Raw genomic sequence first — 20,950 nt, forward strand, 5'->3', positions numbered from 1 at the left:
ACCTCAAATCGCTCTAGAGTGTCCGATTAGTGCACCTCAGCATGGCAGAGCCACGCAAACTAATTCCCATCCAGAGTTATTTTCAGTCGTTTAGATTACGAACAGATCTGCACCATAGGTGTTGATGTCAGTTTCAGTCACGCCAATAAGTTTCACTGTTAGATCAGCCCCATCGGTAAACACTGCATTCCCAACTGCATCGTAGCTAAAGCTTAAATCACCAAAGTCAGTGACAGAGTCGCTAATGATGTGCAAAGAGTCTTCACCAATGGTGAAATCAACAACTTTGGCTTCGCCATGGCCACCAAACTTATCCGTGAACACAAACTTATCGCCATTGCTGCCGCCAACTAAAACGTTGTCACCAGAACCAGCAACAAGAATATCTTCACCGACACCACCATTTAATTTATTGTCACCCAACAAACCCAACAGCAAGTCATTACCGGTACCACCGCCGAGGTAGTCGTTTCCTGTACCAGCCCTAAGGATGTCATCTCCAGCACCACCAGTTAGGCGATCGTCGCCGTCGCCGCCGATCACATAATCATTACCGCCACCGCCAACAAACGAGTCATTACCACCAAAACCGATAAACAAATCATCGCCGCCATCGAAATCAGCAAATTGGTTATTTACACCTGCATCGCCTAAATACGTGTCATTGTCACTTGCGCTCATTTTTATTCCCTCTTAGCTTATTAATTGAATAGACCTTCTGTTCCACGTCTGACTAGATTCGTCACGACATGAGAAGTCTAATAGTCAACTGAATAGGAATAAGTTTGAATATGGGATGATATTTCAGACTGACATTTTAATAATAAATATAAAATTTAGTACTTTATAGAGTATTTTCTTTTTATTACAGCAAGTTAATACTAGTACTACAGGTTTCTCTTAGCCCAACTTGTAGCTTGCGTACGGTTCTTTACTTCTAACTTTCTAAAAATATTGTATAGATGTGATTTAATAGTATGCTCGCTGATAAATAAAGAATCAGCGATTTCCATATTTGAACCACCTTCTTTCAACATTTTTAAAACCTGAACTTCACGCCGAGTAAGCTCAACCTCAATAGCAGGTTCGATAATGCTATTTACTTCTCTGCCTCGATAATAATTTACTAGCTGATCAAGTAATCTTCGAGACAGCCAATTATCCCCTTTTATTATTGCTTTTAATCCCTGACAAACCTTGTCCATTGAATCTCCTGGACCAAATATACCTTTTACATGAGGCCAAGAAGCGAGTTCTTCTGTGTCTAAGTCATAACCTAGATTAAGCATTATGGTTCCTAGCACTTTATTACTATCTTTTAAATAAACTAAAGTTTCGGAAGGAATCTCAACTGAAAAATCAACAAGCAAAAAGTAGCGTTCCGGAATGAGTTCATGATAGCTAGGGTTTTTAGTATCAATGATCGTTATTTTAGTTTCTGTATTTTTAGAAAGCATTTCCTTAAAGTTTTCACTCTGTAAACTTTGTTGAGTGAGCATTAGGATTTCAGGCTTTTCCATATACTGTTCCATAATGTTTCTCATACTTTCAGTGACTTAACATTCTTAAATTAGTAGTTAATCGTCAGCACTTAGTTTGATATGTAAGTGCTAGTTCACAGAGTAAAGTTATTTGCTACTTTTTTAAATTCTAAAGTTATTAAAAAGAGAATCAAAAAAAGTGTTTCTCATAAAAGAAACACTTTTAACACATTAAGGTCACAGAAATTATTAAGAGTTTACTAAATTAGGCAACCTAATATTGCAATAGCATTACACCGTTAACGAGTTGTCTGAAATATTTTCCTTTGCCCAAATAAGTGCTTGAACTCTATTTTTCACATCAATCTTCTTGAAAATATTATGTAAATGCGTTTTTACCGTATTCTCGCTGACAAATAATTGTTCGGCGATTTGTTGATTGGACGCCCCCATGGAAAGAAAGGTAATTATTTGTTGCTCTCGTTTGGTCAGAATAGCGGAAACATTCTTATTTATAGGTTTGCAATGTCGACGAAGGTAAGTAATGTACTGCTGAGAAAACTTACGGCTGAACCACATATCTCCTTGAAGCACCTTACCAATACCAACTTGCAACGTTTTTATATCATCAGAGGTATAGAAAATACCGGCCAAAGTACGCCAAGCAAAGAGATCTTCTGTCGATATGGATTGCTCACAATTAATTAAGATTTCAAGCGTGTCTTTCTGCTTGGCCGCTTTAAACTCCGCATAACGGCGAAAAATTTCATCCGTGATCACGCTGCAATCAACAATAATGGCTGATGCAAGAGATTCATGTAACACTCCGTGAATCAGATTATCTGGCGTGATTAGAGCAACACTAATACCGAGTTTGGTCTCCAATACATCTTTCAACAGAGATGACTGTAGACTTCCCTCCGTGATTAAAATAACGTTTCTTTTTTTTGCTGCTCCATCCTGATCGCATTCCCTTGGTCGTTTTTATTGAAATACGCAATAGATTTAGATAGAGCGGTAGTATTGTCAAGTATGAAAATCACTAGTACTAATTAATAACTCATTGAAGTGTCAATAATTTTTAAGTGGCAAGTATATGAGAGGTATTAGCATTTTTCAGACATTAAAAAAGGGAGTATAAACTCCCTTTTTGTGTTTGAGCAGGTGATTTAATCACGCACGTTAGAGGCAAAACACCACCTAACTTAGTGGATTGGAACTGCGTTTTTTTGGTTAAACTTACCAAAGTGTTGTTCTAACACTTCTGGCGTCAGCTTACCTTCCGCTTCCAGCTTTTTCAGCTCAGCGACGATCGCTTTTTGCTCTTCTAGCGACGGCAGTTTTACTTCTGGCTCCTGAGCGGTTTCTTGAGAAATTTGCTCTAGTTCTTTTTCGAAGTCATTCATAGTACTTACCTAAAATTAATGATTGAACTTTTAAACTTCGCCTATTCTATCCAACTCTATAACTTGAAGCTACCAACCATCTTGTCCAAACGAGAAGAGAGCGCTTGAAGATCGCGACTTGCATCCGCCAACTCTTCTGCTGTCGCGGTTGTCATTTCATTTATCGCGTTGATTTCTTCGATATTTTGATTAATGGTATGCACCACCGTGGATTGCTCTTCCGTCGCCGTTGCAACCTGTGTATTACGATCAGAGATGTCGGTGATTCGTTCAGAAATACTGATTAATACCTCGACTGCTTCATCGGTAGAAGTAACCCCTTCTATGGTGACCGCTTTGCCCGCTTCCATAGCACTTACCGCGTCTTGTGCGTCACTTTGAAGCTGATTGATCATGCGCTGAATCTCTTCTGTAGAATCAGCCGTGCGTGAAGCTAGGTTTCTTACCTCATCAGCAACAACCGCAAAACCACGTCCCTGCTCACCAGCACGAGCAGCCTCAATTGCAGCGTTTAGCGCAAGTAAATTCGTTTGCTCAGAGATGTCACGAATTACACCCAGAATCGAGCCAATATCTTTGGTTGTCGATGCCAACTGCGTAACAACAATATTGGTTGTTTCAACATCATCGGCTAGGCGGCTGATCACCTCTTTTGCTTTCATCACAACTTCTCGACCAGTTTGAGTGTTATCTGAAGCCTGATTTGCCGTATCAGCAGCGGTAGCAGCGTTCGATGCAATTTCACTGATGGTCGCACCCATTTGGTTGATAGCTGCAACTACTTGAATGGTTTGATCACGCTGCTCTTGGCTGTTGTCGTGTGTGGATGTTGCTTTCGTTGACACACTTTCTGCCGCTTGACTTAATGAGCCACTGGTTAAAGCAACCTCTTTCATCGTGGCATGAATCTTCTCAATAAATCCATTAAAGCCTTTTGAAAGCTGAGCAATTTCATCATTACCCTTAATTTCAATACGCTGCGCCAAATCGCCTTCACCTTGCCCAAGGTCGGTAAAACGATCGGCAATCAGTCGGATTGGTTTCGTAATGCTGTTTGCTAACCATACGCCCATGAGGATGAATACAACGGCAACAATGATGGTCGTAAACAGCATTTTTTTAGCTGTCGCATTCAGGTCAGCGAATACTTCATCAACGGGAACCACGCCAATAACAAACCAGTTCATTGAAGGAACATACAAACTAGAAACAAAAGTATCCTGCCCTTCAAACTCCACATTAATTAGGTTGAAGCTATTTTTGTTCAACAGCGCACTTGCGTCACTACCAAATAGTTTAGTGATAGAAGTTTGGTTCTTACCTTGTTGGCGGTGTATTTGAATCTGGCCTTGTTCATTAGTGAGGAACACGTAACCCGTATCTTCAATTTTAAACCCATTGAGCAAAGCAACCATATCTCCCATAGATTTAGAGAGACCTGACATTGATGTACCATTAAGATCTTGGAAATTGGCAAACATTTTCACTTCGCCATTTGCCTCTTGGAACACACTCACGGACGTTTCTTGACCAGACGACGTAAATCCAAAGAACCAAGCATCTTGCGTTCGGTTAAGTTGACGTAAGAATCCGTTTTGATTCCAGTAATATGCCGTTTGACGATTCGCTACCGACGCATCATTAAGACCATACTGTGATTTAACGTTATTGAGCTGCTGAACCAACTGAACTTCTACTGACGGATCACGGTCTGTATTAGATAGGGCTTCAACAATAAATTCGTTTGTAGCCAGCTGTTTTGCCGCTTGTTGCATTTCGACAACTTCGCGGTCAATTTCGGTATTGATTTGCTGCAACATCGCAGGTAGCTCGATGTCAATAAGACGATGGCTCAATACATCTCTCGCATGACGCTGAGCCATAACACCAACAATGATTGTTGATGCTAGAACAGCAAACGTAATGCCAAGTACAACCTTCTGTTTGATGCTCAAGGAATGAAGTTTCAACATATTCGGACCTTTTAAAAGAATCACTTGTTATTGGCCCCACAAGGGGAATCAGGTGCATATCTCATGACACGCACACCACGGAATCTTTATCGGCTCATATGTACAAAACTAGAGGCATTTCTCATTATATTATGAAAAATAAATGTAACACACTGTCAAATAAGCACTTTCAGAGATAGCACGTACTTGCAATTCTCTGTAGCGTCCCAATATTGAAAAGATAAATTGCAATAGAGCGTTGGAACTTTTTTCACATGGAAAATGACCAATACTCAACACGAAAATCATATGGATACCGAGAGTCCAAAGCATGCATAAATCTAACTTCGAAACTCTTCAGCAATACTTAGAGTCGCAGATCATCGGACAGCAAGATCTGGTAAAGCAACTGCTTGTTGCGCTTCTTGCGGATGGGCATATTTTAGTTGAAGGCCCTCCTGGGTTAGCAAAAACCCGTGCAGTAAAATCACTCTCAGACTGTGTTGAAGGCGACTTCCACCGCATTCAGTTCACCCCTGATTTGCTGCCAGCCGATTTAACCGGCACCGATATCTTCCGTCCCGAAACCGGAGAATTCACTTTCCAATCAGGTCCTATCTTCAACTCGCTTATTCTTGCGGATGAGATAAACCGTGCGCCAGCCAAAGTACAAGCGGCAATGCTTGAAGCAATGGCAGAGAAACAAGTCACAGCAGGTCGTCATACCTACCCGCTGCCAGAGTTGTTTTTGGTTATGGCAACTCAAAACCCGATAGAGCAAGAAGGGACCTACCCCCTTCCTGAAGCGCAGCTAGACCGCTTTTTATTGCATTTAGAAGTGGAATACCCAGATGCGGAGCATGAGCTGTCTATCTTGCGTATTAACCGCGGAGAAGCAAAAGGCGAAGCAAAGGTTGAACGCCCAATGTTAAGCCAACACGATATATTCACCGCACGTAAAGAAGTGTTGGATATTCATATGGCAGAAACGATAGAGCAGTACATCGTCCGTTTAGTTATGGCGACACGTCAAGCCAACAAATATGACACTGAGTTGGACAAATGGTTGTCAATGGGTGTGAGTCCGCGTGCTACCATCGCTCTTGATCGCTGTGCACGTGCGCACGCTTGGCTTGCTGGTCGTGATTTTGTCTCTCCGGAAGATGTTCAAACCATGGCTTATCCGGTACTGCGCCACCGTTTATTGTTGAGTTACCACGCTCAAGCTGAAGGCATTACGGCAAACCAGGTCATCGATAAACTGCTAAACCTTGTTGGCAGTGCATAAACGAGTGAGTGATATGTCCGCTACACATTCATTACCACCTCATGCGAATGGGGTGACATTAACCCTTGAAGAGCTGCTCCAATATCGCACTCAATCTGTACGTTGGTTACCACCAGCACAGAGTCTCTGGTCGCAGATGAGTGGTAACCATACCAGTCGCCAAAAAGGGCGAGGTATGGATTTTATGGAGGTGCGCCAATATCAACCTGGCGACGATATTCGCAGCATTGATTGGCGAGTCACCGCTAGGACCGGTAAAGCACATACGAAGTTGTTTGCAGAAGATAAAGAGCAAGCGGTCATTCTTTATCTTGATCTAAGTTCTAGTCTACATTTTGGATCTAAGTATGTACTCAAATCCGTTCAATTGGCCCACTTTGCCAGTGTTCTAATTTGGCTAACTCTAGCTAAAAAAGATCGCATCGGCGCAGTGATTGATGACGGACATCAATGTCTTGAATTTCGCCCCTCTTCTTTACAAAGACAAGGGCTGCGGATTCTTAACGCCATAGTCGACATACATAATGCGCAAGTAACTCGTACTGCAAGCAACGACACTCGTACACTGCCGTATGCACAAGTATTGGAGACACTTCATACGCTCACCCCAAAAGGCAGCGAATTGATTATGCTCAGTGATTTTGCCCACGTAATACCAACGGAACTGGCACAACTACGTCGACTCAAACAACACAATAGCGTAAGGGCTGTTCAGTTTTATGATCCGTTAGAAAGAGGCGAAACAGACTTTAGAGGTCAAGTGAAAGCTTCGGATGGGCTGCATAGTCAATGGTTTAACTTTGGCTCTAAAGGACAACGAAGAGAACTCGAAAGCCATTTTACCCAACATCAAGAAACCATTAAGCAGCAATGCCATTCAATAGCAATTCCATTTAACACGCTATCAAGTGGCTGGCCCTTAATTTCACAATTAAGCTAACAAACTGACAAGCAGTATTTATTAAGCAGTAATAATAATGACAACAAACAACCAAAGCCTAGACCTTGAACCTTTGATTTTGCCAAACGCACCGGATTGGTTTCCGCTCGCTTGGGGATGGTGGGTGGTGCTTGCAGCCACCTTGCTCTTCGTTTTCGGCATTTGTCTTTATGTGAGATGGCGTAAAAAACACTTACGCGCAAAAAAGACAGCATTAACACTTTTAACTCAACCTACCGCGCCTCATACCCCCTCTTCTGCTCTGGAAATATTGCGCCAGGCAGCATTGAGTTACTTTCCGCGTGAAGAGATCGCACCATTAACCGGAATCGCTTGGTATGAATTTCTCGATAGCCATACCAAAGAAAGTCGATTCGTAGACAAACAACATCAATGGCAAGAAGCGTTGTATCAGAATTCTTCCCAAGGGCAGCATCAAAGCTTGGTAGACGATTGTGTCTTTTGGATAACCTACGCTTTGCCACCAAAGAAAAAGGCAAATAACCGTGACTGAGCAAACACTCATAACCGATCTTGCCCAATGGCTAAACATCGAATTTGTCTGGTGGTGGGCACTGTTTTTGTTGCCCATCCCCTGGCTGGTATACAAGTTCCTGCCACAAGAATCTCAACAAGCCGAGATCAAATTGGCGTACTTACCGACTAATGAGAATAGCAGCAAACCTAAGCAAGCGCTGCAAAAAGCGCTTTCAATCGCGATCTGGGGCCTTCTTGTCGTCGCTTGTGCACGTCCAGTTTGGTTTGGTGATCCCGTTGAATTCCAACCCAAATATCGGGACTTGATGTTAGTCGTCGATCTGTCCGGTTCGATGCAGCAGGAAGACATGGAACTCAACGGCGAATATATCGATCGCCTCACAGCAGTCAAAAAAGTTCTGTCTGATTTCGTAGCAAAGAGAAAAGGTGACCGTCTCGGAGTTGTTTTGTTTGGCGACCATGCTTATTTGCAAACACCACTCACTGCAGACCGAAAAAGCGTCATGCAACAGATTAATCAAACCGTCATCGGTTTGGTTGGTCAACGAACCGCCATTGGTGATGGTATTGGTTTAGGCACAAAAACCTTTGTAGACAGTGATGCTCCCCAACGAGTCATGATTTTGCTCAGTGACGGCAGCAATACTGCAGGGGTGCTCGAGCCGCTAGAAGCAGCGGAAATTGCGAAAAAATACAACGCCACTATTTACACCGTGGGCGTGGGCGCTGGTGAAATGATGGTGAAAGAGTTTTTCATGACTCGCAAAGTCAACACCGCAGCCGACTTAGATGAACAAACACTGACTAAAGTGGCAGAGGTGACAGGTGGACAATATTTTCGAGCGCGAGATACGGAAGAGCTCGAAAAGATTTATAACACAATCAACCAGCTAGAACCCGTATCTAGCGACACACAAACTTGGCGCCCACAGTCTGAATGGTTTCCATATCCATTAAGCGCTGCATTTGTATTATCGGTATTGTTATTCCTATTAAGGAGAAAACATGGCTGAGTTTATTTTCCTCAATCCTTATTGGCTTTTGGGGCTCATCGTGATCCCTATAGCACTCTTGCTTAATCACAAATTTAGAGCCCAAAAGTCCACACTGATTGCCCCTCACCTATCGCGGATGCTCGGACAAAACACGCAGTCTAAGCATTACTTCACTCTATGGGGTTTAGCTTGGGCAATAACTTGCATTTCATTAGCGGGGCCAAGCTGGCAGTCCAATGCTCGACCAAGCTTTGAGTTAAACCAAAACCGTATCTTGGTACTTGATATGTCTCGCTCTATGTTTGCTACAGACATCAAACCCAATCGGCTAGCACAAACACGTTATAAGGCGCTCGATTTGCTGCCAAAATGGAAAGAGGGAGCCACTGGACTTATTGCTTACGCTGGCGATGCCTATAACTTAAGTCCACTGACAACTGATTCCAGTACGCTTGCGGGCATTATCGAAAATTTGTCGCCAGAGCTGATGCCTTTTCAAGGGGCAAACCTGCCTGCCGCGATTGAACTTGCGATCAACCAGTTTTCTCAAGCCGGCACGCAACAAGGCGATATCATCGTGTTAGCGGATGATCTTGATACGTCAGAGCTGTCTCGCGCGTTAGATTTAGTCCAAGGTACAAAGTTTCGCATTTCTGTTCTTGCCGTCGGGACTCCTAACGGTGCGCCTATCGCGCTGCCCGATGGCTCTCTGCTAAAAACGGCACAAGACACAACCGTCGTAGCGAAAACAAACCTGAAAAACCTACAGACGCTAGCGAATAAAACTGGCGGTCTATTTGTTCCTATTCAGCACACCAACCGTGATGTTGAAAACATCGCGGCCTTTACCAATAACATTGGTAGCCAGCTTTCTGCGACCCAAAGCGAAGAAGTTAAAACTGATTCTCGTCTCAACAGTGGCTTTTGGTTACTGCCGTTGTTACTTCTTCCTGCGGCTTTACTGTTTCGACGCGGCCTGATTTGGATAGTAGTTGCGACTGTAGTCCCAGTAACGTGGACACCGCATGCAGAAGCTAATCCGTTCTTAAATGCCGACCAACAAGGAGCGGAACTCTACAAGCAAGGTGAGTATGAACAGGCGCAAAACCTATTTACAAACCCAAGCTGGAAAGGAGCCGCCAGTTATCAAAAAGGTGACTACGAAGCCGCTATCGAAGCATTTTCTCATGATGCCTCCCTTAACGGCCGCTATAACCTCGCCAACTCGCTCGCTCAAAATGGTCAATTAGAAGATGCGGCTGATTTGTATAAAAAACTGCTAGAGGAAAAGCCTAACTTTGAAGCCGCGAAGAAAAACCTATCGGTTGTAGAAGAAAAGCTAAAACAGCAACAGCAACAGCAACAGCAACAGCAACAGCAACAGCAACAGCAACAGCAACAGCAACAGCAACAGCAACAGCAACAGCAACAGCAACAGCAACAGCAACAGCAACAGCAACAGCAACAGCAACAGCAACAGCAACAGCAACAGCAACAGCAACAGCAACAGCAACAGCAACAGCAACAGCAACAGCAACAGCAACAGCAACAGCAACAGCAACAGCAACAGCAACAGCAACAGCAACAGCAACAGCAACAGCAACAGCAACAGCAACAGCAACAGCAACAGCAACAGCAACAGCAACAGCAACAAAAGTCTCAAAACGAAGGGAAAGAAGCGCAAGGACAACAGTCACAAAATCAGCAAGATTCTAAAAATAAAAAGAAAAACAAAAAACGGAACAACATCAACCGCAACGAGATGACAAGCAAGTGAAGGATCAAGGTGAACCAATACAGGCTAAAGCGCATCCCGAAAAAATGCATCAGGATGATCCTGAGTTCCGTCGACTAGAAGCAGTAGAAAGTGCTCGCGACCCAAGCTTTTTGATCCGTGCGCAAATGCAACTTCAAGCGCAACAAAAACAACCTCCACAACAATCTCAAAAGGAGTGGTAAGCCTGTGATGAACAAAGGCGTAAAACTGGTCTTTATTTTTGTGGCCAGCCTGATATCCAGTTTCTCGGTGATGGCACAGACACTTCAAGCTAGTGTGAATAAAACACAAGTAGCCAAGAATGAAGTGATTAACCTCAGAATCATTTCAGATACTGAGCTCAGCTCAGACTCAATCGACTTCAATGTTCTAGAGAAAGACTTCTTCTTGGGTCAACCTCGTTATGGCCGCTCTAGCAATAACATTAACGGAAGAAAATCAGTGCGTACCGAGTGGAGTATCTCAATTGCACCAATGAAAGAAGGTGTTCTGACTATTCCAAGTTTTTCCGCTGATGGTATGAAAACGGAGCCGATCAAACTACGTGTCAACGCGAGCCAAACAGACCCCAATCTTGATGATCTATTTAGCTTCAATATTACGGTCGACAACAGTACGCTCTACCCTCAGCAATCTGCAACATTACGTATACAGCTTCTAATCAAAGCGGACACTCGACGCCTAGATAACCCACAAATAGTACCTCCGCAAATTGAAGGCATGAAGCTTGAGGCACTGGGTGGCTTACAGCAAAGACAGAAGATCTTAAATGGGTTAGAAGTAGCGGTCATAGAGCAGTCGTTTCGCCTAACGGCCAATCAACCAGGCACTTATACCTTGATAGGTCCTAAACTGACCGGTTCTTATATTTATGGCGACAGCTTGACGGGCTCAACCAAAATAATGCCTATCAACACCAAAGCGGAACGCATGCCAATCACGGTCAAACCGATTCCGAGCGAATTTAAAGGTGAATGGCTTCCTGCTTCAGCGTTAGAAATGACACAGAGCTGGCAAGACGATCAAGGTAATCTACTGTCGATTAACGCGATCAACACAGTAAAGCAAGGTTCTTCACTCACTCGAACCATTCAAGTTAAGGCTCGCGGTACACAAGCCGAATATCTGCCACGAGTCAATATTAGTTACCCGAGTTCACTGCGCGTGTATCCCGAACAACCTAAGTTCGATAGCGGAAGAGATGGCACCGTTACCATGACGGTGAAGCAAGTCATTATTCCTACAGAGGCCGGGAAATATACCTTACCAGGATACGACGTGAACTGGTGGGACAGTCAAAATGATGAAGCGAAGAAAACAACGTTACCAGAGCTAACATTAGACGTAGAGAAAAATGACACTGGGCTAATCACGTTGCCGGAATCGCCTCTTTCAGCGCCTTTAGTGCCAGCCCCTAGTCCTGAATCAAGCGGCGATGTAAACAGTCTCTGGCGAACATTAACCTTTGTTTTCCTAGGGCTTTGGATAATGACATTGGGAATCGCTATTTGGGCATGGAAAAAGCGGTCAATAACAGCGAGTGGAACGGTTTCAAATACTGAACAACCACTTTGCATCGACGCGCTAAAAAAAGTCATCGAAGAGGGCGATGCTGCGAAAATTGAACGCTCTGTAAATGAGTATTTAACCACTCATCAAGACAGGCTAAACCCTGGCGACGTACAAGCAATTAAGCAAGAGCTTAATGCCATGAATCAAGCGTATTTTAGTGCTAACCAACAACCTTGGAGCCCTGATTCGCTGCTAGCGAAAATTCAAAACCTTGGCAAAGCAAACGTAACAAAAACCGACCACCAGCTCGAAAAGCTATAAATAACTAGATAACAATGGCAGCTCTCATGAGCTGCCAATTCTCTTATCCGGCCAAATTTGCTTTAGCGGTTTTATCTAGAGCACCAACCGCCGCCCCCTTCCCTATCAAGTTGCTCTTATGAACATCACTCACTCAACAAACACTTGGGGCTCGTATTCGTATCGCCTTACACAATTTCGCCCATGATTCTTCGCTTGATAGAGTGCCTTATCCGACAACTGATATAAATGGTCGAAATTAAAGTCTTTGCCTTTCGCTTTATAACAGGAGTAACCGACTGAAACGGTAAGTAACTCCCCTTCTGGGTTATGTCGATGCTTTATCCCCTCGCCCTCGATGCACTGACGAATGCACTCTGCTCTCAGTCGAACCTCCTCTTGCTCAGAACCAATCATGAGCAATGCAAACTCCTCACCTCCGATACGGCAAAAAACTTCATCTTCACCTTTGGTATGATGATCCAAGATATAGCCAATTCGCATCAATGCGATATCGCCTTCGAGATGACCATAGTGATTATTGAATAAGCCAAAATGGTCAATATCAATCAGGATCAGGCCAAACGACATGTCGTCTTCATACTCTAGGGCACAATATTTTTGCATCACATGTTCTAACATGCGGCGATTACCAAGACGCGTCAAAGGATCGAGCTTAGAAAGTACCTCAAGCTGTCGATTGGCTTCCTCTAACTCTTTTGTTCGGTTCTGAACCTCCAGCTCTAAGTTTTCGTTTAGTTCGCGAATCGCCTCTTGAGCTTGAGTACGTTGCAATACTTCAGCTAAGCTGGACGCGAACATACGAATCACTTCACGTAACTGAGAAGTTAAGGGCGCACGTGTCAGCAAATTATCAACAGCGATAAAGGCGATAGGACCACTGCTATTTGAAGTCAATACCGTCATCGCAGCCCAACCAAAGCCAACAATATTACAGTCATGATAAATAGGCACTGATTCTTCAAATGCGACTTCGTTTGGCATTGAGCGAGCCAGATTTATAAGAGAGAAATCTTGGGTTTCGCCAAAGAAGTAAGATTCATCCACCACATTACCTTGAATATCGGTACCCCACGTTCCTTGCATGTAAGAGCAATTTTCATCAGTTAAAAACACCGCCATTCGATCAATACCAAGATTTTTAATGGCGAAAGTGACGGCCGATTTGCATACTCCACTGACAGTAGTGCAACGTGATAACTCAACCATGCTTGAATGCAGCATGCGTACGTTTTGTTCTTGGCGCTTACGAATGTAAATTTGAGAGAAGAGTGAACCAAACGAGTCCAACATCTGTTTTTGATATGCCGTTATCGGCTTACGATGAATAAAGTTATCTAGCGCGAACCACCCAAACGGTTCATTGCCATCGCGTAAAATCAACATCGCATTCCAGCCCTGCCCGATGACCTTGCCTGCTGTGTATATTGGCGCGTCTTCTACAATAACTAAGTTGCTCTCGAGGCTAGATAACGCGGTGATATACTCCTCGCTAAGTTGGTGTAAATCGTATTGTGTGTGAAATTCATCAATCGTAATTCCTGACTCATCCGTACCGTATGTACCACTGAAGCTGCGCTTTTTCATATCGAGAAGCATCAGTGTAGAGCGATCAAACCCAAGTCGTTCACGTAACGCTTCGACGGCTTTGTAGTACAAGTCCTTTAAAGAATCAGGGTTAGAGATTTCGAGTGCAACTTGCTGAACTAACTTCATATTTTCGATAAAGCGCTCGCGTTGGCTAATCTCATCAACATATTGCGCTTCACGAATATCTCTGTGCCTGATCTCTTTCGAGGCATTTTTTTCAGCACGAATACATTGCCAACGCGCCGCTGCGAGCTGCATTGCGTCGTAACTTTCTTCATAGATATTATGTGCTGTGCGAGCATGTACAGATTGAATCAGTAGGTAGGTACGTTTGATAGGCGTGTTGTCGAGCATCATGATGTAACTATCACCGCCTAAATCTCGGGTGTGATTCCAGTTACAAGTGTTGATCGCCAGAGGTATGATGCTTTCAGAGGTGTCAAACTGACTTGCCCACTCCCAGAATGTCTCAGGATAGTTTTGGGTTGGGTAAAGCTCTCCGCGAGAGAAGCTCATCGAATGACGAGGGTTAATTGAAGGATCTTCAAAAATAGCGAGGGCTTGAGGGGAGAACAGACTCTCTAAATGATCAAAGATTGCCTCCGCTAGCAACCGATGGTCCCTCGTTGAAGACACTTTTCTTGTAAAACTTCTTAAACTCACCCTACCAACCTAATCTACTTTTTTATCCTCGATAAAAAACTACTTAGGCCATGATATGCAATCAATACGTTCAAATTTGAGCTGTTAAGTCATTCGCAAAATTATCAGACTTAGTGTTACATTCGAGAGCTCTTCAGCACTTTTAAAGCCATGTTTCACATAAGTTACATGCTTTATAAACTGGGGAGGAAAGTTGTACTTATTTACAAGATTTTTGTGTTGGTAGATGTTTTAAGCCTACGACTTAAAAAGAAAAAGGCCCCTCATCAAGAGGGGCAAAGTTACCATCGCTTATAGTTATTTAGTTATGCTTGTAAATACGGTGGATTAACCGAAATCACCATTTACGTAGCCTTGAGTACGGTCGTCTTGAGGGTTGCTAAAGATCACTTGCGTATCGTTGTGCTCAACCAGTTCACCCATTAGGAAAAACGCAGTGCGGTCAGAGATACGACGCGCCTGTTGCATTGAGTGAGTCACGATAACGATGGTGTAGTTCTTCTTTAGCTCTTCCATCAGTTCTTCGATTTTGTGTGTCGCAATTGGGTCAAGTGCCGACGTTGGCTCATCCATCAGAATCACATCCGGCTCCATCGCGATTGTACGTGCAATACATAAACGTTGCTGCTGACCACCAGAAAGACCGAATGCGTGTGATTTAAGGCGATCTTTCACCTCATCCCAAAGTGCAGCACCGCGCAGCGAACGCTCTACCACTTCATCAATTGTCTTTTTGTCTTTGATACCTTGAGCACGTAAGCCGTAAGCCACGTTCTCGTAAATGCTCATCGGGAATGGGTTTGGCTTTTGGAATACCATGCCGACTTTGATGCGAAGGTCAGCAACATCAATGTTGCCGTAAATATCTTCGCCGTCCATCGCCAATTTACCTGTAATTTTCACGCCTTCGATTAGGTCATTCATTCGGTTCAAACAGCGTAGAAGCGTTGATTTTCCGCAACCTGACGGGCCGATAAGTGCCGTCACTTGGCGAACTGGAATTGGTAAGTTGATCGATTTCAGTGCTTGGTTGTCACCGTAGAATAGGTCTAGGTTTTCAATATCAAATTTGTTCATTGTCTTAATCTCTTAATTCTTGAATTCGTGTCTTTTAACGTGCGTTCTTAATTAGTGTTGTTAGTAAGTTGCGGTGTTAAAACGTCTAGCAATCAGTTTCGTTACCATGTTGATCAAGAGAACAACTACGATAAGCACTGTTGCCGTACCGTAAGCCTGATTCCATTCTTCAACGGTAAACAGTTCGGTAGTCAGTTTGTATAGGTGAACGGTTAGCGTACGACCTGAATCCAATAAAGAATCCGGAATACGTGCAACCATACCTGCTGTCAGGAATACTGGAGCAGACTCACCAATGACACGACCAATACTTAGAATGACCGAGGTTAAGATACCTGGCATTGCGCTCGGAAGAATCAAACGCCAGATAGTGTAAATCTTAGAAGCACCGAGGCCATAAGAGCCTTCACGGTACGTTTGTGGTACTGCCATCAGCGCTTCTTCCGTTGTACGGATGATAACTGGCAGGATTAGGATACTTAGCGTCAATGCACCCGACAGAATCGAGAAGCCAAGGCCAAGAATCGCCACGAAGAAAGTCATACCAAACAGGCCGAAAATGATCGACGGGATACCCGCCAATGACTCGGTACAGAATCGGATGATTTTCACCAAACGACTGCCCACTTTCGCGTATTCGGTCAAGTAGATTGCCGTCATGATACCGAGTGGCGCTGCCACTGCGATAGAAGCAATAACCATGTAAATGGTCGCCACAATCATTGGGAAGATACCATGCTCTTCACCTGTACGCGTATAGTTATCAGTAATGAAGTTCCAATCTACGTGTTGTAGACCGTTTGATAGGATGTACCAGATAATCCAGAACAAAAAACCTACCGTTAGTGCTGCCGAGATCCAGACAAATGCGTTAAAGACATTATCTTTGAACTGGCGTGCTTTTTTCAGTTTTGCGCGATCCATAATAGTCACCTTTAACGAGCGATTACTTCGCTTTCTCTCGGTTTAGGTACAGTAGTACAGCGTTCAACGACATGATGAAGACCAGAAGTACTACACCTGTAGCGTAAAGTGCGTTCGCGTGAACACCACTTGCGTAAGACATTTCAATAGCGATGTTTGCAGTTAGTGTACGAGCCGAATCCAAGATGCCTTCTGGCATTGCCGGCGCGTTACCCATAACCATAATGATCGCCATGGTCTCACCTAATGCACGACCGATACCCAGAATCACACCTGTCATGATGCCTGAGCGAGCCGCTGGAACGAGCAATTTAAAGATGGTGTAGATTTTCGATGCGCCCAGTGCCAAAGAACCTTCTTTATAAGTACGAGGGACAGCGCGGATAGACGTTTCAGATACCGTAATTACTGTTGGTAGAATCATCACACCAAGAACAATAATACCGGCCAAGATAGTGTTACCTGCAGGTACATCAAATACTTTCTGAATCAATGGAACGATAATAACCAGACCGAAGAAACCGTAGACCACTGAAGGAATACCGGCTAGCAGCTCAACCGCTGGACGGATAATGTCTGCTAATCGCTTTGGTGCGATTTCAGCGATAAAAATGGCGGTCAGAACACCAATTGGAACCCCAACAATGACAGCACCAGCCGTCGATACGATAGATGCCACAATCATGGTGGCGACACCGTAAAGCGCAGGTGGTAACCAGTTTTGTCCTAAGACAATGCCCGATACGCCTGCTTCTTGGAATGCCGGAATACTCTCTCGAACGATGAAGTATGCAATAACGGCTAATGAAACAATGCCGATTACGGCACTCGTTAGGAACAAGCCGTGGAAGATGCGCTCTTTCCAGTCTACACGACGCTTCTCGCGTAGGCCTGACTTGCTGATAGCTCTAGCGTCAGTATTCATAAGCTTTTCACTATTTGTTGCGATGGTCATTTAAAAATCTCACGGTTCTGGGCAATGCCGTTGAACACAATGGATAGAAAAGGCTCAGCCCGAAACGTTGGGCTGAGCAAACTTTAGAGTCCCGATGGGATTAGTTAACTGAGATGTAACCTTTTTGGTCAACTAGCGCTTGCGCTTCGTCAGTTAGCATCCAGTCTAGGAATTTTTGCGTTTCTGTTGATGGCTTGCCTTCTTTGTAAAGAACAAGGAATGGACGCGCTACTTTGTAAGAACCGTTTTTAACGTTAGCTACCGTTGCATCAACGCCGTCGATTGCTAGCGCATTAACAGTGTTGTCTACAGTACCAAGAGAAATGTAGCCGATTGCGTATGGGTTAGATGCAACCATTGTTTTCAGTGCGCCGTTACCGTTTGCAACTTGAGCACGTTGAGAGATAGCTGATACTTTCTTACCAGAAATCTTCATTTTTAGAGACATGATGTCTTCAAATGCGCCACGAGTACCAGAAGCCGTGTCACGAGTAATGGCTACGATTGGCTTGTCTGCACCACCGACTTCTTTCCAGTTTGATACTTCGCCTTTGTAGATTGCAGTCACTTGCTCGGCTGTTAGACCTGGCAGTTTGTTTTGTGGGTTAACAACCACTGCGATACCATCACGAGCAACCACTTCTTCGATTAGTGTTGATTCTTTTTCAGAGTCTTTTAGATTACGAGAAGACATACCAAGGTCTGCTGAACCATTTTTCGCTGCTTTTACACCAGCTGAAGAACCAGGACCTTGAACTTCGATAAATACGTTAGGGTTCTTCTTCATGTACGTTTCAGAGAAAACTTCCATCAGTGGAGTTACGCTGCTAGAACCCACTGCAGAGATAGTTTCTTTAGCAGAAACAGGAGTCACTGCCATTGCGCCTAGAAGTGCGATTGCACCGATTACTGTCTTTTTCATCACAATTTCCTTAAGTGGCTTTATTGCCGTTGTGTTTCACTTGAACGGTGCTCACTTTAGAATTTGAATATGACAGTTGTGTTTCACTTAGTTGAACCCTCTATGACACGTTGTCATTTCTAACTATTAATTCCGCGACTTATCCCTCTCTCAATTTGAACGTAACGTTTTTATAAGTTGCCTCATGTTCAAGATGATAACCCCATCGATTTTGGTACATTTCATAACAATTAGATATGAGTAACTCATTGATTTGGCAAATGTAACAATTAAAATCGAAATGCTTATTTATAAAAAAGATAATAATCAAACCGATAGAGGGTCAATCTCATGCGTCAATTTCTTAGTACGCTTTCTATTAAACTTCAGGTTTTTCTGCCTGTTCTATTCACAGTTATATTACTCATCATTGGACTGAGTGTCGGAATCGGTAAACTCGATCAAGCATTCAATAAGGTTTCGGCTTCCACCCATAAGCTAATCATTCACAAAGAGGAACTTAGCGGCATCGTAGACAACACTTACGCCATGCGCATCAAAGCCATTTATAGTCTATTTAGAGCCGAAGATGTTCAGTCTCTCAACCAAGAGCTTTCTGAGCGACAAAACAAAAACCGCGATTTTCTTAACTCCATCGACAATCTCCCTGGCGTTCAAAATGAAGTCAATGCTATGCGTAAAGCCATGAATCACTATGTTGATTTCACTCGCGTTACCATGACACCTCTGCTCACCACTAAACACTCTTCTGATTACACCACCTCTGATTTCAATCAAAAGTACGAATCTGCAATGGCTGAGTATCGATTAGCTGGCGAAGCGATGATCAACGCCATCGACAAACTATCTAAACAATTGAATCAAATCGTCACCGATGAAGTCGAAACGAATGGCGAACAACATTCAACCACGCTAACTTACAGCGCCGTCTCGCTTGCGGTGATCTTGAGTGCCGCTTCACTTATTAGTTGGGTACTCGCCAGCTACATCGTTGCGCCGATTCGTAACCTTCAAGTAACGATGCAGGAAGTCGCGAAGGGAAACCTACTAGTTAAGGCCGAAGCCATCGGGAAAAACGAAGTGTCTCAGTTGGCTCGGGATGTAAACCAGACCATAGAAAAACTGCGTGAAACTGTAAGCGCATTGGTTCGCATTAGTGAAGATGTGGCATCAGCATCAACCGAGTTAGCAACTGTTATGACTCAAAGCAGCGTCAACTCGGATCAAGAAAAGCAAGAAGTTGAGCAAGTAGCCTCGGCGATCAATCAGCTAGAGTCGACCGCAGCTGAAGTATCGACCAATGCACAAGAAGCCGATAGTGCATCAAATCAAGCACGTACGTTAACCTCACAAAGTATAAGCATGTTTGGGGAAAGTACTCGCGCAAGTGAAAAGATGGCGGAACAACTTAACGAAGCCGCTGCCGTCGTGACTTCGCTAAAAGATCAATCAGAACACATTGGTCGCGTGATCGAAGTGATTGAAGGTATTTCTGAGCAAACGAATCTACTTGCACTGAATGCAGCGATTGAAGCTGCACGGGCGGGCGAAAGTGGCAGAGGCTTTGCGGTAGTGGCCGATGAAGTACGTATGCTGGCAGCGCGAACTCAGGAGTCCACCAAAGAGATCCAAACCATTATAGAAGAGCTACAGCAACAATCTGGTCACGCAAATGAAAGTATGCATTCCAGCTTAGCCATGTTGTCAGACAACCAAGCTCTTACACAAGAAGTTAGCCAATCACTTGCTAATATCAGTAATGCTATCGCCGATCTGAACTCAATCAACACTCAAGTTGCGACCGCATCAGAAGAGCAGAAACAGGTTACGGCTGATATCAACAACAACTTAACGAACATCTATGAACTAGTGAGCCAGAACGTCACTGGCATTACGCAATCCGCCGCGGCAGCGCAAGAGTTGTCTGGTTTAGCAGAAAATCAAAAACATCAACTTAAGCAGTTCCAAGTTTAAATACTCTGCTCAACACGATAAGTTCCAAAGGTTAGAAAAGAAAAAGCTCCGCACTGGCGGAGCTTATTAACATCTGGATTCGTGAAAATCCAACGGGGTGATTACTCCTCGTCAGTAACCAGCAGAACAGAGGAAATGTTCGTTGACTCTAGTGGGTTCCAGTTGTAAACCTCACCATTAAATGAATCAAACACCATAACGTTTGAGCCATCACCGTTTGGTGTGTTACTCCAGATGTAACCAGCATAGTCACCCACCTCTAGCGTGTAGCCACTTGCGAATGCAGTGCCGTTCATAGCAGGGCTATGGCAAGCACGTTCTGTCAACGCGACTAACTCCTTAATGTTTGGTATGCGCCAATTCTTTTTGCCAGCGAAGTCATATAAAGCATGATTACCTGATTCATTGCGGATTTGCTCAGCGGTTGATAGCGCTAACTGCCATGACATCTTAGTCGCAGCGCCATCACAAGCTTCGTTTGCCGTATTCCACGTTGAACCAACAGGGCAACGCATCCATGTTAGACCTGTTTTCAGGTCAGTTACGGTACCGCTCTCAGAATATGTATAACGCGTGTTAGGTGCCGTTTTAGCAAAGTCAGTAGAACACTCTTGTGCAGCCATTACAGTTTGAGAAGCCAAAGCAAGAGATAGTACAGTTATTAATTTCTTCATC

General features: G+C 43.9%; 19 protein-coding genes. 8 read left to right on the top strand and 11 right to left on the bottom strand.

From position 1 onward, the window contains the following. Positions 1 to 90: 90 nt before the first annotated feature. From N646_RS15730 to N646_RS15750, 5 genes are all read right to left on the bottom strand, one after another. Positions 91 to 681 (bottom strand): calcium-binding protein, encoded by a 591-nt coding sequence (locus N646_RS15730; protein WP_005375168.1) that lies wholly within the window; start codon positions 679 to 681, stop codon positions 91 to 93. 206 nt (positions 682 to 887) lie between these two features. Next, positions 888 to 1,544 carry a LuxR C-terminal-related transcriptional regulator gene (locus N646_RS15735; RefSeq protein WP_031777174.1) on the bottom strand — a complete coding sequence of 219 codons (657 nt, stop codon included), beginning with the start codon at positions 1,542 to 1,544 and terminating at the stop codon, positions 888 to 890. A 228-nt stretch (positions 1,545 to 1,772) separates the two neighbouring features. Beyond that, positions 1,773 to 2,414, bottom strand: coding sequence for a LuxR C-terminal-related transcriptional regulator (locus N646_RS15740; RefSeq protein WP_049812044.1), 642 nt, complete (start codon positions 2,412 to 2,414; stop codon positions 1,773 to 1,775). 272 nt (positions 2,415 to 2,686) lie between these two features. Next, on the bottom strand, positions 2,687 to 2,887 hold the full coding sequence (locus N646_RS15745) for a restriction endonuclease subunit S domain-containing protein (RefSeq protein WP_005375165.1): 201 nt from the start codon (positions 2,885 to 2,887) through the stop codon (positions 2,687 to 2,689). 56 nt (positions 2,888 to 2,943) lie between these two features. Further along, complete coding sequence (locus N646_RS15750) at positions 2,944 to 4,860, bottom strand: methyl-accepting chemotaxis protein (protein ID WP_017821859.1); 1,917 nt, start codon at positions 4,858 to 4,860, stop codon at positions 2,944 to 2,946. Positions 4,861 to 5,170: 310 nt separating this feature from the next. On the opposite strand from N646_RS15750, the gene N646_RS15755 reads away from it, so the two are divergent. Genes N646_RS15755 through N646_RS15785 form a run of 7 tightly spaced genes read left to right on the top strand, consistent with a single transcriptional unit; the run spans position 5,171 to position 12,170 of the window. After that, the gene (locus tag N646_RS15755; protein ID WP_017821860.1) at positions 5,171 to 6,127 is read left to right on the top strand and encodes an AAA family ATPase; all 957 of its coding nucleotides are present in this window, start codon (positions 5,171 to 5,173) and stop codon (positions 6,125 to 6,127) included. 13 nt (positions 6,128 to 6,140) lie between these two features. Further along, entirely contained in the window at positions 6,141 to 7,067 is a 927-nt protein-coding gene (locus tag N646_RS15760; RefSeq protein WP_017821861.1) for a DUF58 domain-containing protein, read from the top strand. A gap of 37 nt (positions 7,068 to 7,104) precedes the next feature. Then, positions 7,105 to 7,581, top strand: a complete 477-nt coding sequence (locus tag N646_RS15765; protein ID WP_017821862.1) for a DUF4381 domain-containing protein — start codon at positions 7,105 to 7,107, stop codon at positions 7,579 to 7,581. After that, positions 7,574 to 8,578 (top strand): vWA domain-containing protein, encoded by a 1,005-nt coding sequence (locus N646_RS15770; RefSeq protein ID WP_017821863.1) that lies wholly within the window; start codon positions 7,574 to 7,576, stop codon positions 8,576 to 8,578. Before N646_RS15765 ends, N646_RS15770 begins: the two co-directional genes overlap by 8 nt. Continuing rightward, positions 8,571 to 10,337: a VWA domain-containing protein gene (locus tag N646_RS15775; protein ID WP_021035857.1), complete on the top strand. Its 1,767-nt coding sequence runs from the start codon at positions 8,571 to 8,573 to the stop codon at positions 10,335 to 10,337. Before N646_RS15770 ends, N646_RS15775 begins: the two co-directional genes overlap by 8 nt. Then, positions 10,334 to 10,519: a hypothetical protein gene (locus tag N646_RS24990; RefSeq protein WP_017820500.1), complete on the top strand. Its 186-nt coding sequence runs from the start codon at positions 10,334 to 10,336 to the stop codon at positions 10,517 to 10,519. The genes N646_RS15775 and N646_RS24990 overlap by 4 nt, the downstream gene beginning before the upstream one ends. Before the next feature lie 4 nt (positions 10,520 to 10,523). Then, positions 10,524 to 12,170: a BatD family protein gene (locus N646_RS15785; RefSeq protein ID WP_021035858.1), complete on the top strand. Its 1,647-nt coding sequence runs from the start codon at positions 10,524 to 10,526 to the stop codon at positions 12,168 to 12,170. Positions 12,171 to 12,299: 129 nt separating this feature from the next. Here the strand turns inward: N646_RS15785 and N646_RS15790 are convergent, their stop codons facing one another. From N646_RS15790 to N646_RS15810, 5 genes are all read right to left on the bottom strand, one after another. Then, on the bottom strand, positions 12,300 to 14,423 hold the full coding sequence (locus tag N646_RS15790; RefSeq protein ID WP_049812045.1) for a sensor domain-containing diguanylate cyclase: 2,124 nt from the start codon (positions 14,421 to 14,423) through the stop codon (positions 12,300 to 12,302). Between the two features lie 327 nt (positions 14,424 to 14,750). Further along, positions 14,751 to 15,500, bottom strand: coding sequence for a phosphate ABC transporter ATP-binding protein PstB (gene pstB, locus N646_RS15795; protein ID WP_005375156.1), 750 nt, complete (start codon positions 15,498 to 15,500; stop codon positions 14,751 to 14,753). 60 nt (positions 15,501 to 15,560) lie between these two features. Beyond that, entirely contained in the window at positions 15,561 to 16,424 is an 864-nt protein-coding gene (gene pstA / locus N646_RS15800) for a phosphate ABC transporter permease PstA (protein WP_005383923.1), read from the bottom strand. Positions 16,425 to 16,446: 22 nt separating this feature from the next. Then, the gene (gene pstC, locus N646_RS15805) at positions 16,447 to 17,379 is read right to left on the bottom strand and encodes a phosphate ABC transporter permease subunit PstC (RefSeq protein WP_005375154.1); all 933 of its coding nucleotides are present in this window, start codon (positions 17,377 to 17,379) and stop codon (positions 16,447 to 16,449) included. A 100-nt stretch (positions 17,380 to 17,479) separates the two neighbouring features. After that, positions 17,480 to 18,301, bottom strand: a complete 822-nt coding sequence (locus N646_RS15810; RefSeq protein WP_005375153.1) for a phosphate ABC transporter substrate-binding protein — start codon at positions 18,299 to 18,301, stop codon at positions 17,480 to 17,482. Between the two features lie 330 nt (positions 18,302 to 18,631). Here N646_RS15810 and N646_RS15815 point away from each other — a divergent pair, with 330 nt between their 5' ends. Next, entirely contained in the window at positions 18,632 to 20,275 is a 1,644-nt protein-coding gene (locus tag N646_RS15815; protein WP_005375152.1) for a methyl-accepting chemotaxis protein, read from the top strand. Between the two features lie 101 nt (positions 20,276 to 20,376). Here N646_RS15815 and N646_RS15820 read toward each other — a convergent pair whose 3' ends face one another. Continuing rightward, the gene (locus N646_RS15820) at positions 20,377 to 20,949 is read right to left on the bottom strand and encodes an Lcl C-terminal domain-containing protein (protein WP_017820503.1); all 573 of its coding nucleotides are present in this window, start codon (positions 20,947 to 20,949) and stop codon (positions 20,377 to 20,379) included. Between the last annotated feature and the right edge of the window lies 1 nt (position 20,950).

The organism is Vibrio alginolyticus NBRC 15630 = ATCC 17749 (assembly GCF_000354175.2).
Taxonomy (GTDB): Bacteria; Pseudomonadota; Gammaproteobacteria; order Enterobacterales; family Vibrionaceae; genus Vibrio; species Vibrio alginolyticus.